Annotated in this window: 13 protein-coding genes and 1 other RNA gene; 5 read left to right on the forward strand and 9 right to left on the reverse strand. The window is 66.2% G+C overall.

What is annotated here, in order from left to right; genetic code table 11:
• Positions 1-5 precede the first annotated feature (5 nt).
• A complete protein-coding gene (locus tag BW970_RS12055; RefSeq protein ID WP_076531608.1) occupies positions 6-1,334 on the forward strand; it encodes an omega-aminotransferase AptA in 1,329 nt (442 codons plus the stop codon).
• 68 nt (positions 1,335-1,402) lie between these two features.
• On the opposite strand, the gene BW970_RS12060 is transcribed toward BW970_RS12055, so the two are convergent.
• Positions 1,403-2,278 (reverse strand): DMT family transporter, encoded by an 876-nt coding sequence (locus BW970_RS12060; protein WP_076531610.1) that lies wholly within the window; start codon positions 2,276-2,278, stop codon positions 1,403-1,405.
• A 245-nt stretch (positions 2,279-2,523) separates the two neighbouring features.
• On the opposite strand from BW970_RS12060, the gene ssrS reads away from it, so the two are divergent.
• The 3 genes from ssrS to BW970_RS12075 all read left to right on the forward strand — a co-directional run bounded on the left by ssrS (position 2,524) and on the right by BW970_RS12075 (position 4,939).
• Positions 2,524-2,680, forward strand: a non-coding RNA gene (gene ssrS, locus BW970_RS12065) — 6S RNA.
• Positions 2,681-2,867: 187 nt separating this feature from the next.
• Positions 2,868-4,466: a peptide chain release factor 3 gene (locus BW970_RS12070; protein WP_076531737.1), complete on the forward strand. Its 1,599-nt coding sequence runs from the start codon at positions 2,868-2,870 to the stop codon at positions 4,464-4,466.
• Positions 4,463-4,939, forward strand: a complete 477-nt coding sequence (locus BW970_RS12075) for a DUF6869 domain-containing protein (RefSeq protein WP_076531612.1) — start codon at positions 4,463-4,465, stop codon at positions 4,937-4,939. The genes BW970_RS12070 and BW970_RS12075 overlap by 4 nt, the downstream gene beginning before the upstream one ends.
• A gap of 63 nt (positions 4,940-5,002) precedes the next feature.
• Here the strand turns inward: BW970_RS12075 and BW970_RS12080 are convergent, their stop codons facing one another.
• Complete coding sequence (locus tag BW970_RS12080; RefSeq protein WP_144038944.1) at positions 5,003-5,725, reverse strand: SIMPL domain-containing protein; 723 nt, start codon at positions 5,723-5,725, stop codon at positions 5,003-5,005.
• Positions 5,726-5,883: 158 nt separating this feature from the next.
• On the opposite strand from BW970_RS12080, the gene BW970_RS12085 reads away from it, so the two are divergent.
• A complete protein-coding gene (locus tag BW970_RS12085) occupies positions 5,884-8,778 on the forward strand; it encodes a hypothetical protein (protein WP_076531614.1) in 2,895 nt (964 codons plus the stop codon).
• On the opposite strand, the gene BW970_RS12090 is transcribed toward BW970_RS12085, so the two are convergent.
• The 7 genes from BW970_RS12090 to lpxC all read right to left on the reverse strand — a co-directional run bounded on the left by BW970_RS12090 (position 8,733) and on the right by lpxC (position 15,444).
• The gene (locus tag BW970_RS12090; RefSeq protein WP_076531616.1) at positions 8,733-9,479 is read right to left on the reverse strand and encodes an alpha/beta fold hydrolase; all 747 of its coding nucleotides are present in this window, start codon (positions 9,477-9,479) and stop codon (positions 8,733-8,735) included. The genes BW970_RS12085 and BW970_RS12090 overlap by 46 nt on opposite strands.
• Positions 9,479-10,318 (reverse strand): 3-oxoadipate enol-lactonase, encoded by an 840-nt coding sequence (pcaD, locus tag BW970_RS12095; RefSeq protein WP_076531618.1) that lies wholly within the window; start codon positions 10,316-10,318, stop codon positions 9,479-9,481. The genes BW970_RS12090 and pcaD overlap by 1 nt, the downstream gene beginning before the upstream one ends.
• A 60-nt stretch (positions 10,319-10,378) precedes the next feature.
• Positions 10,379-10,702: a 5-aminolevulinate synthase gene (locus BW970_RS12100; protein WP_076531620.1), complete on the reverse strand. Its 324-nt coding sequence runs from the start codon at positions 10,700-10,702 to the stop codon at positions 10,379-10,381.
• A gap of 101 nt (positions 10,703-10,803) precedes the next feature.
• Entirely contained in the window at positions 10,804-11,781 is a 978-nt protein-coding gene (locus BW970_RS12105; RefSeq protein WP_076531622.1) for a threonine ammonia-lyase, read from the reverse strand.
• Between the two features lie 62 nt (positions 11,782-11,843).
• Positions 11,844-13,505, reverse strand: coding sequence for a DNA repair protein RecN (recN, locus tag BW970_RS12110; RefSeq protein WP_076531624.1), 1,662 nt, complete (start codon positions 13,503-13,505; stop codon positions 11,844-11,846).
• 40 nt (positions 13,506-13,545) lie between these two features.
• Complete coding sequence (locus BW970_RS12115; RefSeq protein WP_076531626.1) at positions 13,546-14,388, reverse strand: outer membrane protein assembly factor BamD; 843 nt, start codon at positions 14,386-14,388, stop codon at positions 13,546-13,548.
• A 132-nt stretch (positions 14,389-14,520) separates the two neighbouring features.
• A complete protein-coding gene (lpxC, locus tag BW970_RS12120; RefSeq protein WP_076531628.1) occupies positions 14,521-15,444 on the reverse strand; it encodes a UDP-3-O-acyl-N-acetylglucosamine deacetylase in 924 nt (307 codons plus the stop codon).
• Positions 15,445-15,682: the final 238 nt, after the last annotated feature.

Below are 15,682 nucleotides of genomic sequence, written 5' to 3' on the forward strand. Positions count from 1 at the left end.
ACCACATGGCGCTTGACCGCAAGCAGACCCCGAATGACCTGAACGCCTTCTGGATGCCGTTCACGGCAAACCGGCAGTTCAAGAAATCGCCCCGCATGTTCGTTGCGGCCAAGGACATGCACTATACCACCGCCGACGGGCGGCAGGTGCTGGACGGCACCGCCGGGCTGTGGTGCTGCAACGCAGGTCATTGCCGCCCCAAGATCACCGAGGCCATCCAGAAACAGGCCGCCGAACTCGACTATGCGCCTGCGTTCCAGATGGGGCATCCTTCGGCCTTCGAACTGGCCAACCGCATCATCGACATCGCCCCCAAGGGCATCGAGCATGTGTTCTACACCAACTCGGGATCCGAGTCGGTGGAAACGGCGCTGAAGCTGGCCATCGCCTATCACCGCGCCAAGGGTCAGGGCACCCGCACCCGGCTGATCGGGCGCGAGCGCGGCTATCATGGCGTGAACTTTGGCGGCATCTCGGTGGGCGGGATCGTCAACAACCGCAAGTTCTTTGGCACGCTGCTGGCCGGGGTCGATCACCTGCCCCATACCCACCTGCCCGACCAGAACGCCTTTACCCGCGGCCAGCCCGAACATGGTGCCAATCTGGCGGATGATCTGGAACGCATCGTTGCGCTGCATGGCCCGGAAACCATCGCCGCCGTGATCGTCGAGCCGATGGCCGGCTCCACCGGCGTGCTGATGCCGCCCAAGGGGTATCTGGAAAAACTGCGCGCCATCACGAAAAAGCACGGCATCCTGCTGATCTTTGACGAGGTGATCACCGGCTTTGGCCGCCTGGGCGCCCCGTTCGCCGCGCAGTATTACGATGTCGTTCCCGACATGATGACCACCGCCAAGGGCCTGACGAACGGCGTGATCCCCATGGGCGCCGTCCTGACCTCGGCCGAGGTGCACGATGCCTTCATGCAAGGCCCCGAGCATATGATCGAGCTGTTCCACGGCTATACCTATTCGGGCAACCCCATTGCCAGCGCCGCAGGCATCGCCACGCTGGAAACCTACAAGGAAGAGGGCCTGTTCGAGCGCGCCGCCGAGCTTGCCCCCTATTGGGAGGATGCGCTGCATTCGCTGAAAGGGGTGCGGCATGTCATCGACATCCGCAACTCGGGCCTGATCGGCGCGGTAGAGCTTGAGCCGATCGCGGGCGAGCCGACCAAACGCGCCTTTGCCGCGTTCCTGGCGGCCTATGACAAGGGCATCCTGATCCGCACCACGGGCGATATCATCGCCATGTCACCGCCGCTGATCATCTCGAAAGCGCAGATCGACGAGTTGATCGGCACGCTCGGCGATGTGCTCAAGGCCTTGGACTGACACAAGGCAGGGGGCATTCCCGCAATGCCCCCGAGCCACCCCACGACTTGGGACCAGGTGCCGCCCGGTCAGCGCGCCGCCGTCTGACGGGACAGCTGCACGGCAAGAATGCCAGCGGCGATGATGGCAACCCCCATCACATCCATCAGGCCGATCCGCTCGCCCAAAAGCACCCAGGCAATCAGCACGCCGAAGAACGGGTTGAGAAAGTGAAAGGTCGCGGCCTTGACCGCGCCGATCCGGGCCACAAGGGCAAACCAGACCCAGGTCGCCAGCAACCCCGGTACAAGCGTTGTATAGAGAAAGGCCAGCACCAGCCGCATCGACCAGCGCACCTCCCAGCTTTCGAACAGCAGGGCAAAAACGCCGGTCGCCGCAGACCCGACCAGCATCTGCAACCCCACGATCATCAGCAGGTTTCCCGGCGCCCCCGAGGCACCGCGCACCGACAGCGTGGCAATGGTCAGCGCCATCGCACCGATGATGCACAAGGCGATGCCGACCGCATCCACCCCGCCTTGCAATCGGGCGCCCATGATCAGAACAACCCCGCCAAAACCGACGATCAGGCCCGCCACCGCCATCGGGCGCAGCCGGTCGCGATAGACGGCCCAGCCCGCAAGCGCCACCATCAGCGGCATGGTCGAGGCGATGATCGCCGCGACAGAGGCGCCAATGCGTTGCATCGCAAGGAAATACAGCCCCAGATAGGCCGCGTTCTGCATCAGGCCGAAGACAATCGTCGAACGCCATTGCGGGCGCGTCAGCCGCCAGCTCTGGCCCAGCAGCAGCGCCAGCCCCACGCCGATCACCCCCGACAGCAGAAACCGCAATGCAAGTGCGGTCAGCGGTGGCGCATCCACCACGATCATCCGCGCCGAAGTAAAGGCCGAGGACCACATCAAGGCAAAGACCAGACCCATCAGGATTGCGCGAATGTCCAAGGCAGCCTCCTTGCCGGTTCGGCTCTGGCATAGCCGGTTCATCTGAGGGACACCAGCGCCGGAGTCGCGGCACGACGCGGCCAGATCAGGCCCCGGCTACGCAGGCCAGGCCACACGACTGACTACGCCAGAGCGTGACGGATCACGGCCGGCCCGGCCGGACCAGCGCCGGGCCGACGACAGCCGTCATATTGCGCCCCGATCCCCTTGCATCACGGCAGGCACCGCCTTACCTGTTGGGGTGGCGGTTACTGCTCTTCGCGTGCGAGGCCCTTTTCCAGTGGCCGATAAGCATTTCCGAGGGGGCTGGCTCTGCCAGGATCCTGGTCCTGGTATCTGGCGCCCACCTGATCACTCAGGCTCTCGGGAAATTCACGCCTTCACGGTTGCTGCGGTTTCCGCCACATTCCGCCCGGAAAAGGGGGCTATCCGCCCTGGCGTGGCCTGATGCCGCCCACCTGCACCGGGGATGTTCGATCCATGTGCGCCATGCGCCGTTTCGCGCCGGGGCGTGCTTGCGCCCGTGCCGCATCAGCCAAAGGGCGCAAGCGATCTTGCCGCGTGGGCGCACGCACCGTATATCCCGGCCATGCTGGACAATCGCCCCCCCCTTCCGCCCGAAATCGCCCGCCGCCGGACTTTTGCGATCATCGCACATCCGGATGCGGGGAAAACCACACTGACCGAAAAGTTCCTGCTGTTCGGCGGCGCCATTCAGATGGCCGGTCAGGTGCGCGCCAAGGGCGAGGCGCGGCGCACGCGGTCGGACTTCATGAAGCTGGAACAGGACCGGGGCATCTCGGTCTCGGCCTCGGCCATGTCGTTCGACTACCGCGAATTCCGGTTCAATCTGGTCGATACGCCCGGCCACTCGGATTTCTCGGAAGATACCTATCGCACGCTGACCGCCGTGGATGCCGCGATCATGGTGATCGACGGCGCCAAGGGGGTGGAAAGCCAGACGCGCAAACTGTTCGAGGTCTGCCGCCTGCGCGATCTGCCGATCTTGACCTTTTGCAACAAGATGGACCGCGAAAGCCGCGATACATTCGAGATCATCGACGAGATCCAGGAGAATCTGGCCATCGACGTGGCGCCTGCAAGCTGGCCCATCGGATCGGGGCGCGAGTTTCTGGGCGCCTATGACCTGATGAACGACCGGCTGGAACTCATGGACCGGGCCGACCGCAACAAGGTGGCGGAAACCGTCCAGATCACCGGGCTGGACGATCCGAAGCTGGCCGACCACATCCCCGCGGATCTGCTGGCGAAGCTGCGCGAAGAGGTGGAGATGGCGCGCGAGCTGCTGCCCGCCTTTGACCGTGCCGCATTCCTCAACGGGTCGATGACGCCGATCTGGTTCGGGTCGGCCATCAATTCCTTTGGCGTCAAGGAACTGATGGAGGGGATCGGAAATTTCGGTCCCGAGCCGCAGCCGCAAAAGGCGTCCGAGCGTATGGTGGGCGCCGAGGAAACGCCTGTGACCGGCTTTGTCTTCAAGGTGCAGGCCAACATGGACCCCAAGCACCGCGACCGCGTGGCCTTTGTCCGCCTGGCATCGGGACATTTCGAGCGCGGCATGAAGATGCTGCATGTACGGTCGAAGAAGCCGATGGCCGTGACCAACCCGGTGCTGTTCCTGGCCGCCGACCGCGAGTTGACCGAAGAGGCATGGGCGGGCGACATCATCGGCATCCCCAACCATGGCCAGTTGCGCATTGGCGATGCCCTGACCGAAGGCGAGGCGCTGCGCTTCACCGGCATCCCCAGCTTTGCGCCGGAGTTGCTGCAATCGGTGCGCGCCACCGACCCGATGAAGGCCAAGCATCTGGAAAAGGCGCTGATGCAATTCGCCGAGGAAGGCGCGGCCAAGGTGTTCAAGCCGATGATCGGGTCCGGCTTCATTGTCGGTGTGGTCGGTGCTCTGCAATTCGACGTGCTGGCCAGCCGGATCGAAATTGAATACGGCATCCCGGTGCGCTTCGAGGGATCTGGCTTCACCTCCGCCCGCTGGATCGCCGGTCCGCAGGACGAGATGGACAAGCTGATCAACGTCAACAAGCAGCATATCGCGGTGGACAATGACGGCGACATGGTCTTTCTGACCCGCCTGCAATGGGACATCGACCGCGTGATCCGCGATTATCCGGCGCTGAAACTGACCGCGACCAAGGAGATGATGGCGTGAGCGCCATTCCGCGCGACCTGGTGGCCGAGGCGCTTGGGGTGGCACCCGATGCCCTGCCGCCGGGCGATCTGCCGGTCGCGCGGTTTGCCGAACGCTGGATGGGCTGGCTGCGCGCCACGCAATCTGCCGAGGCGCCTGAAAGCCATGCAGAGTTCTGGACCTTTGCGCTGTTCGGCGCCCTGGCGCGGCACGCGCCGGACTTGTGCCTGGACGCGGTCTTGGGGTGCCTTGCCTTGGCGACCAGCGCCGAAGAGGCCGCACTGATCGCCGCCGGCCCGCTTGAAGATGTGATCACGGCAAACGGCAGCAGGGTGATTGAACGGATCGAGCACGAGGCCGCCCGGTCTCCGCGCTTTCGCTATGCGTTGACCGGGGTCTGGGCCGACGGTTCGGCCGGAACGCCACTGTGGCAACGGATAGAGGCCGCGCGCAGCGGCCCCGGCCTGGACAGCGGCGCACCGCTGCCCGGCTGATCCATCAGGTTCCGGTCTGGCGATACGGCAACCGGCCGGGGCCGGCGCCGCATCGGGCCGGGGTCAGGGCGCGGTCAGTTCCCAGGTCATGGTGACGTTGACGGTATAGGTCACTTCGCCACCTTCGACGGGGACGGCTTCGGCGGCCATGGCCACGGCCCCCCTGCGATACATCGGAACCGGATCGGCCATGCCGCCCGTTTCAGACATCTCGATCACCGGGCCAAGCTTTGCACCGGCAGCCTCGGCCATCATCGCGGCCTTGCGTGCCGCCTCTGTGACGGCATTGACCCGTGCCGCATCCAATGCGCTGGTGGCATCGGCCAGCCCGAAGCTCAGGCCCTGAAAGGTGTTCGCGCCATCGCCGACGGCCTTGTCCAGAATGCCCCCCAGCGCCGCCAGATCACGCACCCGCACCGTCACCTGATTCGAGACTTCGTAGCCAATGACCTTGGGAGGCTCGCCATCGCGGCTATAGTCCATGCGGGGGCCCAGGTTCAGGCCCGAGGTTTGCAGATCGCGTTCTGCCACACCTGCGGCCTTGAGCTGTGCCAGAACCGCCGCCAGCCGGGTGCTGTTCTCGGCCAATGCGGCGGCAGCGGTATCGCCTTGTGTCGTTACCCCCAGCGTGATCGTGGCCATATCGGGGCGCGCATCGACCCGCCCCTCGCCCATGACGGTGATGCGGGGCTTGGCCGTATCGGCAAGCGCCGGACTCGCGGCCATCTGCACCGCCAGCGCCGCAGCCAGGCCCATTGCCAGCACGGAAACCGTTTTCAATCGCATGTTCATACTCCTTTTCGGATGGATTTCAGTGTTGTGAGGCCGATACGCAAGGAAACCCTGGCAGAATTCCTTTCATTCGGCGAATTCCTGCTATAGGTAACACTCTATGCGACCCTCACGCTGTCGCCAGGCCGCCCGACCATGTAAATAGTGGACGCATGAAGCCATCTTTCGCCTTGACGTTCGCCAACGATATGATCGGCCTGCTGCACCGCACGCCATCCGGTTGGCTTTCCATCGGGACCGTCGCTCAGGACGATCCCGAGCTGACCGAGGCTCTCGGTCTTCTGCGCAGCTCTGCCCTGGAGCTGGAGCCGCAGGGGGTCACCACCAAGGTGGTCATCCCGAACAGCGAAATCCTGTATTCGACGGTGCACGCGCCCGGCCCCAAAGCTGCACAGCGCCGGGCCCAGATCGCCGCCGCGCTGGACGGGCAGACGCCCTATGACCTGTCAGAACTCGCCTTCGACTGGTCGGGCACCGGCGACATGGTGCATGTTGCGGCCGTCGCCCGTGAGACATTGGCACAGGCAGAGGCATTCGCGGTGGAACACGGGTTCAACCCCGTGTCCTTTGTGGCGATGCCCGATCCGGGCGGATTCGCCGCGGAACCCTGGTTCGGCCTGACAGATGCCGCGCCCGCCATCGTGGCAGAGGGCGACAAGGTTGTGCGCGATCAGGATCCGATCCGGGTCGTGTCCGACTTGTCCCCCGTAGCGGACGACGCGACCATTGCCGAACCACAGGTCGAGGAAGGCGCCATCAGCGCCGCGACGAACGCAACAGGGGATGCCGACCTCCCAGCCACGGATAGCGACGAGGATCAGGGGCCGCCGCCCAGCCCGGCAGCCAGCCCGCCCGACGCACCGACCCCCGCCGATCTGCCTGATCCGGGCGCACCCGCGCCAGCGCCCCTTCCGGCCGATCCTGTGCCAGAGCCGGTTCCCGATCCGGCCCCGTCTGTCCCGGAAAATCCACCCGCCGACCCGGCACCCGTGCCGGAGCCTGTCGCCGTTCCGCCGGTGCATGACCCGCTGCCGGAGCCAGAGCCCGAAATGGTGCCTCCGGCGACCGATCCCCAACCGCAACCGGCGCCGCAGGAATTGCCACCCGATCCGGTACCCGAAGCGCCGATGATCGAAGACGTCGATCCGGTGAATGGCTGGCAAGGCGAAACCGACCCCGATCCGCTTGCCTCGGCCAAGGCGGCCTTGGCAGCCTCGCTGACGCCAAAGGCACCCGATGTGTCCCCTGCCCCGGTCTCTAGCGGATGGCCCGCAAGGCTTGGCGTTTCGACCGCTGGCGATGATGTGCCGCCTGCACCGGCAAAATCGGTCCTGCGCGCAGCAGCGGCAGCCCGGTCCGACCGGGGCGCAGCCCCCGCGCTGAGCGACAAGGTGCAAAAGGCGCTTGGCAAGTCGTCCCGCACGGCAAAAGGCAAATCCAAAGCCCCGGTTGCCCGACCTGTCAGCGCACCGCCACCGCCGCCGCTTCCGCCGTCGGCGACCCAGCCGAATGTGCCGCATCCCAAGTCCGAAGCCGAGGCGATGACCGTCTTTGGCCAGCGACAGGCCCGCATCGGCGGCAAGCCGCGTTTTCTGGGGTTGGCCCTGACGGCGCTGCTTCTGGTGATCCTGCTGGTGGTCGCAGTCTGGGCCGCCATGGTGCTGGATGCTCCGCAAGACGCGGCCTTGTCGCCAGAGACAGAGGCCGAAGTCATTGCGGCCGATCCCGCCCCGGACAGCCCGGCCGACCCGGATGTCACCGAACCCGCCACCGCCTCTGCCGAGGATCCCGCCCCCGAGACGCTGGCCGCGACGATAGAGCCGGAACCCGTCGCCGCCCCCGAGCCGGAGGCCGAGAGCGCCCCAACGACAGAGACCGCCACGCCGGATCCCGCGCCCGCAGGGGCCGATGCGGCACTGGATGTCGCCACCTCGGTGCGTGGCCCGGATGGCGGCGATGTCGAGGAGCTGACACTGCCGCTGCCGGATCAGGCGCTGGATGCGACGCCACGGGCCCGGCTGGCCGCGACCTCTGCCGCGAATGCGGACCTTCCCCCATCAGCTCCGGTCGTGCTTCCGGCCTATGGGGCGCTGTATCAGTTCGATGCCGAGGGCAATATCCTGCCCACAGCCGAAGGCGTGATCACCCCGGATGGGGTGCGTCTGGTTGCAGGGCGCCCGGCAATCATCCCGCCGGCCCGTCCTGAAACCGATCCACCGGCCCCTGCGTCCGCCACACCAGAACCAGAGCCGGACGCCGCGTCCAGCGCGCCTGCAGAGATCGTTATCGCGCCAACAGAGCCCCCGCCGTCGCAGCCCCCCGAAGTCGCCGGGGCGTTTCAGCCCGACGACACTGTTGCGCGGAGCCGTCCGCGGACGCGCCCTGCGGGTCTGGCCCCTGAGCCCGCGCCCGAGACCGGCGATCCTGCGGCACAAGAGGGGGCGCTTCCCGCCTTTACCGACGAGGGCACCGGGTTCGCCAGCCGCCGCCCGCCGGCACGACCGGCGGCGATCGCTGCCGCAGCCTCCGCAGCCGCAGAGGCAGAACAGACCCGCCGTCTGGCCGAAGCCGCAGCAGCGGCTGCCGCCGCCGCGTCGACCGCAGCCCAGATCGAGACGGTATCTGCCCTTGCGCCGACCCGTCGCCCACCAGCGCGCCCGGCCAATTTCTCCAGCACGGTGCAAACCGCCGTGGCCGCAGCCGTGGCGCAGCCCCGCGTGGCGCCCGCCGTGGCCAGCCGCAGCGACGATGCCTTTGACGATGGAGAGCCCGACACGCCGCGCGCCGCGCCCAGCATCCCGACGCGGGCGTCGGTGGCCCGACAGGCGACCGTGACCGGGGCGCTGAATCTTGGCCGTATCAACCTGATCGGTGTGTTCGGCACGTCGAACAGCCGCTATGCGCTGGTGCGCGAAAGCAGTGGCCGTCTGGTGCGCGTCAAGGTCGGCGACCGGCTGGACGGTGGCCGCGTTGTCGCCATTGGCCAAGCCGATCTTTCCTATCAGCGTGGCAGCAACACCGTTCGGCTGGCCATGCCCCGCACCTGAAGCGCAGCGGCGATCCGGTCCAGCCGCGCAGCAAGCGCCCCCGGCATCGACAGGAACGGGGAATGCGACGCATCCATATCGCTCAGATGCCCCTCTGGCAGCCCTTCGGCCATGGTCAGTTGGTACTCTGGCGGAATGGCCCGGTCTTCGACACAGCGGATATAGAACTGCGGCAAGGCTGCCGAGCGGTCCGTCAGCATCAGCGGCGTCTCCTGCGGCGCTATGGGCTGCGGTGTCTGATGCGACAGGGCCCATGCCACCGTGTCGGGCGCGCAATCGTGATAGAACAGCCCCGCCATCGCCGGATCAAAGGTAAAGACGGCGCCATCCACCCGTATTGCCGGGCGCAAGGGCTGGCGTGGCCCTGCCCGCCGCATATCCCCCAGCGACATGCCAGACACCGGACGATAGGCACACAGATAGACCAACGCCTGAACATGGGTCGGGTCCATCTCGGCCGCCGCCGTGATGGGATAGCCCCCCATCGAATGGCCCAGCACGATGGTCGGCTCGCGCAGCGCAGCGCAGATCGCGCGGGCATAGGCATCCAGCGTCACCCCCTCGCGCGGGGTCGGATCCAGACCATGGCCCGGCAAGTCGATGGCCTGCACCTGATGGCCCAGAGCCTCCAGCGCCGGAATGGTATCGCGCCAGCACCATGCGCCATGGCAAGAGCCGTGAATCAACAGAAACCGTGCCATCAGTGATGATGCCCATGATGCGGGTGATGATCGTGGCCGCAGCCACCGCCCTGCATATGCCCGACCCGTTCCAGAAACTGCGTCACTCGCGCGGCAAAGGCGTCGGGCGCCTCGACACAAGGCAGATGGCCTGCGCCACGGATCAGATGGAACTCGGCGCCCCGTATCAGATCGGCGGTTTCCCGCACCAGATCGGCCGGGGTCGATCCATCCTCGGATCCGGCAATCGCCAGGGTCGGCAGCGTCAGACCAGAGGTCGGCGTATAGAAATCGGTGCCCGCAATGGCGGCGCAACAGCCGACATACCCCTCCAGCGGTGTCCGGGTCAGCATGTTGCGCCAGCCCGCCAGTTCCGCCTCTTGCCGGAACCGCCGCGAGAACCAGCGCTCCATGACAGGTTCTGCCAACGCCTCCAGCCCGCCTGCCCGTGCCGCAGAGATACGCGCCTGCCACATCTCTGCGGTGCCGATCTTGGCCGCCGTGTTCGAGATCACCATCGCGCGGACCAGATCCAGCCGCTTGACCGCCAGCCCCTGCGCGATCATGCCGCCGATGGACAGGCCGACGAACACGCAGGCTTTCACCGACAGGGCATCCAGCAGGCGTTCCGCATCGCGCACCAGGGCCCCCATCGCATAGGGGCCGGGCGGGCAATCCGACAGGCCGTGCCCGCGCATGTCATAGCGGATATAGCGATACCCTTGCGGCAGTAGCGGGATCACCTTGTCCCACAGCCGCAGATCGGTGCCCAGCGAATTGGCAAACACCACCGGTGCCCCGGCAGGATCGCCATCCTGACGCCAATGCAACCGGATATCGCCCAGATCGCAGATGTCCATCTGTCCTCTCCGTTCCACAGGGGGCCAGTTCTGCGCGTTTCCGCGCCGGGCGCAACCCGGTCAGTGCGACACGACCGCAAGCCCCGCCAACACCAGCCCCGCACCGCCCAGTTGACGCAGGTTCAACCCCTCGCCGATGGACCATGCATAGGTCAGCACGATCAGCGTCTCGACCCCGATGATCGAAATATACACGATGCCAAGATCGGCGCTGCGCAAGATGATGACCTCGGAGACCGCCGCCAGCACAAAGCCCGCGGCCACTACCACGATGGCCAGCACCGTTACCGCGCTGGACCCCATCTTCATCCCGATCGTGGCACCTGAATAGCCGAGTGCTGCCAGCAGGATCAGCGCCAAAGTGGCCGGTTGAAATACAGACATGAACCCCACCCCGCCGCCAAATCTGCGGCCTGCCATTCCAATGCGGAAAGGCTAGGTCGGGGGGCGACAGGGCGTCAAGGTGGGGTTTCGTGACCTGGCGCCTAGCCGTCAAGCAGCGCCAAGGCGCGATTGAACACCTCTACATCCACGTTTCCGCCCGAAGCGATGCAGATCACCGTGTCGCCCTGCACCTGGTCGGGCAGGAACAGGGCTGCGGCCAGTGCCACCGCCCCACCGGGTTCCAGCACGATCTTCAGCCGCTGCCAGGCCAGCGCCATGGCGTGCAGCGCCTGCGCATCCGAGACCACCAGCCCCGGCCCTGCAAGCCGTTGCAGGATGGGAAACGTGATCTTGCCCGGCTCTGGCGTGACGATGGCGTCGCAAAGCGAGCCTTCCATACGCGGGTTGCGCTGCGGTGCCCCGGCGGCAAGGCTGCGGGCGGTATCGTCAAATCCCGCAGGCTCTGCCGGGCGAACCCGCAGGCCGGGCGCTCGCGCCTCCAGTGCCAGGGCGATGCCGCTGGTCAGCCCGCCCCCGCCGCAGCAGACCAGCACATCGGCCTGACCGATCCCTTCCTCTGCCGCCTGTTCGGCGATTTCAAGGCCGCAGGTGCCCTGTCCGGCAATCACCATGGGCTCGTCATAGGGGCGGATCAGCGTCAGCCCGCGTTCCTTGGCGATACGCTGGCCGATATCCTCGCGGTTCTCGCCGGCGCGGTCATACAGCACGACCTCGCCCCCCAGGGCGCGGGTGTTGGCGATTTTCAGCGCAGGGGCATCCTTGGGCATGATGATGACCGAAGCAACCCCATGCCGCGCCGCTGCCATGGCAACCCCTTGCGCGTGGTTGCCGCTGGAATAGGCCAGCACCCCCCTGGCCCGCACCTCGGGCGCCAAGGCCGATACGGCGGACCATGCGCCACGGAATTTGAACGATCCGGTATGTTGCAGACACTCTGCCTTGACGAACACACGCCGCCCCGCGATCTCGTCCAGAAACGGCGAGGACAGCAGCGGCGTGCGCCGCGCAACGCCCTTCAGCCGCTTTGCGGCGGCTTCGATGGCAGCGATATCGGTCATGGCAGGTTCCTTTGCGCGAGTCTCGCGCGCAGGCTACATCCCTCTTGCGGCAGGGGCCAGTGTCAGGCGTTCAGCAGACTGCGCGCCGCCTCGCGCGCGGCATCGGACACGTGATCGCCCGAAATCATTCGCGCCACCTCGTCCACCCGCTCGGGCGGCGACAAGGGAACGACGGTAGACCGCGTCGTTTCCCCCTGCACCCGCTTTTCCACCCGCCAGTGATGCGCGCCCAGGGCCGCGACCTGCGGCGAATGGGTCACGACCAAGACCTGCGCCTCGTCCGCCAGGCGGCGCAGGCGGCGGCCAACGGCATCTGCCGTCGCACCGCCGACGCCCCGGTCGATCTCGTCGAAGATCAACGTCAGCCCTGCGGCGCCTTGGGTCAGGCAGACTTTCAGCGCCAGCAGGAACCGCGACAGTTCCCCGCCAGAGGCAATGCGGTTCAGCGCACCCGACGGCGCACCGGGGTTCGTGGCCACGGTAAAGGCAACAGTGTCCGCCCCATCGCCGCCTGGCGCGTCGGGCGTGATCACGGTGCGGAACACCGCCCGCTCCATCTTGAGCGGCGCAAGCTCGCCTGCCATGGCGGCATCAAGCCGCCCCGCCGCTTCGGTCCGCAAGGCCGTCAGCGCCGCGCAGGCGGCGCGGTGTGTATCTGACGCCTGCGTCTCGGCCTGTTCCAAGGCGGCCATGTCGCGGGCAGACCCGTCCAGCGCGCCAAGGCGCGCGCGCAGGTCCTGCGCCAGCCCTCCCAGATCGTCGGGCAAAACCGAATGCTTGCGGGCAAGTGCCCGAATGGCGAACAGGCGTTCCTCGGCACGTTCCAGTTCCGCCGGATCCATATCAAGCGCATCAAGAGCACGTTCGACGCCGGCCTGGGCATCGGCCAGTTCGATGGTGGCACGGGCCAAAGCCTCAAGCGGGGCATCAAGCCGCCCTTCCAGCGCCTCGGCCGCACGATCCGACGCGCCTTCCAGCCAACGCTGTGCATCGCGCATCGCCCCCTCGGCCCCCTGGATCGACAGCGCCTGCACGGCGCGCGCCACATCCTCGCGCACCTTCGCCGCGGCTTGCAGGGTGCGGCGGCGGGTATCGAGAACGGCATCCTCGCCGGGTTCAGGGTTCAACTTGTCCAGTTCGGCCACGGCGTGGCGCAGAAACTCCTCTTCGGCACGCAGGGCGGCCAGCCGGGCGTCTGCCTCGGTCCGCGCCTTGCGGGCCTGCGACAGCGACTGCCAGGCCGCGCGCACCTGCACCAACAGATCCGCGCTGCCCGCGAACTGATCCAGCAACTGGCGATGCCCGCGCGGGTCCAGCAGCCCACGGTCATCATGCTGTCCGTGCAATTCGACCAGACCGTCGGACAGGTTGCGCAGCAGCTCTGCCCCCGCGCGGCGATCGTTGACCCAAGCCTGACGGCGGCCTTCGGGCGTGACGGTGCGGCGCAGGATCAGACCATCCTCGACCGTAATCCCGGCATCCTCCAGCACGGCATGGGCCGGATGCCCTGGCGGCAGGTCGAATTCCGCCACCACCTCGCCCAGATCGGCGCCTTGCCGCACCAGATCGGCACGGCCGCGCCAGCCCAGCACGAAGCCCAGACAATCCAGCAAGATGGACTTGCCTGCCCCCGTCTCTCCGGTCAGCACGTTGAGGCCCGGCTGGAACACAAGGTCCAGCCGGTCGATCAGCAGCATGTCGCGGATCATCAAGGCGCGCAGCATTTCTGTCAGCCCGCGAGGGTCGCCCCCCGCCCCTGTTGCATCACAGCCATAGGCCCTGAACGGACTGGCGGTAGATCTGGCTCAGCCAGCCCTGTCCGCGCGCTTCGGCATTCAGGCCACGGCCGGTCAGCAGGCGATAGCTGTCGTCATAGAACGGAGAGCCCTTGAAGTTGTGGCCCAGGATCGCCGCCGCTGTCTGCGCCTCGTCGGTCAAACCCAGCGCGAGGTAGCTTTCGACAAGCCGGTGCAGCGCCTCGGGTGTGTGCGTCGTGGTCTGGAACTGTTCCACCACCACGCGGAAACGGTTGATGGCAGAGGTATAATGCCCCTGACGCAGGTAAAAGCGCCCGATCTCCATTTCCTTGCCAGCCAGATGGTCAAAGGCAAGGTCGAATTTCAGCATGGCCGATTTGGCATATTCGCTGTCGGGATATTCCTCGATGACCACGCGCAGCGCCTGAAGCGCCTGGAAGGTCAGGCCCTGATCGCGGCCGATCTCGTCGATCTCGTCATAATAGGAAATGGCGAGGATATACTGCGCCCAGGCCGAATCCTCGTCGCCGGGATACAGATCCAGATACCGTTGCGCGGCTGCGCGGGCGTCTTCGTACTTCTTGCGCTTGTGTTCGGCATAGGCCTGCATCACCACAGACCGCTTGGCCCATTCGGAATAGGGATACAGCCGCTCGACCTCGGCAAAATAGCGCGTGGCGGTCGGCTGGCGCGGGCTGCTTTCCAGCGCCTGCTCGCCAAGCGCAAAGATCTCTTGCGCCGACATCGATTCGATTTCGACCTGCCGCTGCCTGGAGGATGCACAGCCCGCAAGAACCGCCACCACCAGCACCGCACCGATCAGCCTTGCCCTGTTGGCCCGCCCTGTCATCGTATCGTCTGCTCCTGCGGCCAGGCAACCCTTTGGAAAACGCGGGTTGCACCGGGCCTGCCGCTGCCTCTTGCCGTTCCCTAGCACATAAAAATCCGGGGCGCAAAACGCCTTTCGCCTTGTCGGGCGGGTTCAGGCCGTGATGCGGGGAAGGTCGGCAGGCGTCACGCCGACACCGGGCAGCTTGCCGCCCGACAGGCTGTTGCATTCCACCCATGCCCAGGCGCCCGGTGTCGCGAACAATTGCCGCAACAGACGGTTGGTCATGGCATGGCCTGCACGGACACCGACATAGCGCCCCAGCACCGGGCCGCCGGCCAGCGACAGGTCGCCAAGCGCGTCCAGCATCTTGTGGCGCACCGGCTCATCCCTGTGCCGCAGGCCGCCGGGCGACAGCACGCGGTCGCCCTCGACCACCACGGCATTTTCCAGCGTTCCACCAAGCGCCAGACCACTGGCGCGCATCGCATCCACATCGGATTGGCGGCAGAAGGTGCGGCTGTCGCACAACTCGCGCACAAACGTGCCGTTCGACAGATTCAGGTGTTTTTCCTGACGGCCGATGGCAGCGTCGGTAAAGTCGATGGTGAAATCCATCTCGATGCTGTCAGACGGTTCCAGCCGCGCGATGGCCTCGCCCTCGCGTACCTCGACGGCGCGCAACACCTTGACCGCCAGCACCGGAGCAGACTGCGCCGCGACACCCGACGCCAGAAAGCCACGGACGAACGGTTCGGCAGAGCCATCCAGAATCGGCACTTCGGGCCCGTCAATCTCGATCAGCGCATTGGAAATGCCACAGCCCGCCAGTGCGGCCATCACATGTTCGATGGTGGAAACGGTTGCACCCTGTGAATTGGCCAGCAAGGTGCACAGTTTCGACGGCACCACCGCGTTCCACCGCGCCGGAATGCGGGCCTGTCCGACGGGCAGATCGGTCCGCAGGAAAACCACGCCATGATCGGTCGGAGCGGGCCGCACAACCATGCGGACCGGAGCGCCGGAATGCAGGCCGACACCGTCGAACACGACTGCCGAGATAAGGCTGCTCTGCACGTTACACCCCATATGGGCCGGATGGCCCGCTCAATCCCTTGATGCGACGGGCATGGCCCGGCATCGCGCCCTTGGTCGTCCCCACGAACCTATTGCGCCAATGTTAGATAATTTGCAGCGGCTCTGTCAGCAACTCACGCTTTGCGACGGTGTGTAACAGGGCTGAAACATTTGGCAAGGCCGCTTCCAACGCTTTGTTTTCAAAAGAAAAAGGCCGGGAAAACCCGGCCTTTCCACA

Origin of the sequence: Gemmobacter megaterium (assembly GCF_900156815.1) — a bacterium.
Taxonomy (GTDB): Bacteria; Pseudomonadota; Alphaproteobacteria; order Rhodobacterales; family Rhodobacteraceae; genus Wagnerdoeblera; species Wagnerdoeblera megaterium.

Coding starts and splice junctions, on each gene's coding strand:
- BW970_RS12070 (WP_076531737.1), top strand. CDS start 2,868: ATGCTGGACAATCGCCCCCCCCTTCCGCCCGAAATCGCCCGCCGCCGG.
- recN (WP_076531624.1), bottom strand. CDS start 13,505: ATGCTGCGCGCCTTGATGATCCGCGACATGCTGCTGATCGACCGGCTG.
- BW970_RS12085 (WP_076531614.1), top strand. CDS start 5,884: ATGAAGCCATCTTTCGCCTTGACGTTCGCCAACGATATGATCGGCCTG.
- BW970_RS12055 (WP_076531608.1), top strand. CDS start 6: ATGGCGCTTGACCGCAAGCAGACCCCGAATGACCTGAACGCCTTCTGG.
- BW970_RS12115 (WP_076531626.1), bottom strand. CDS start 14,388: ATGACAGGGCGGGCCAACAGGGCAAGGCTGATCGGTGCGGTGCTGGTG.
- BW970_RS12100 (WP_076531620.1), bottom strand. CDS start 10,702: ATGTCTGTATTTCAACCGGCCACTTTGGCGCTGATCCTGCTGGCAGCA.
- BW970_RS12105 (WP_076531622.1), bottom strand. CDS start 11,781: ATGACCGATATCGCTGCCATCGAAGCCGCCGCAAAGCGGCTGAAGGGC.
- BW970_RS12090 (WP_076531616.1), bottom strand. CDS start 9,479: ATGGCACGGTTTCTGTTGATTCACGGCTCTTGCCATGGCGCATGGTGC.
- pcaD (WP_076531618.1), bottom strand. CDS start 10,318: ATGGACATCTGCGATCTGGGCGATATCCGGTTGCATTGGCGTCAGGAT.
- BW970_RS12080 (WP_144038944.1), bottom strand. CDS start 5,725: ATGCGATTGAAAACGGTTTCCGTGCTGGCAATGGGCCTGGCTGCGGCG.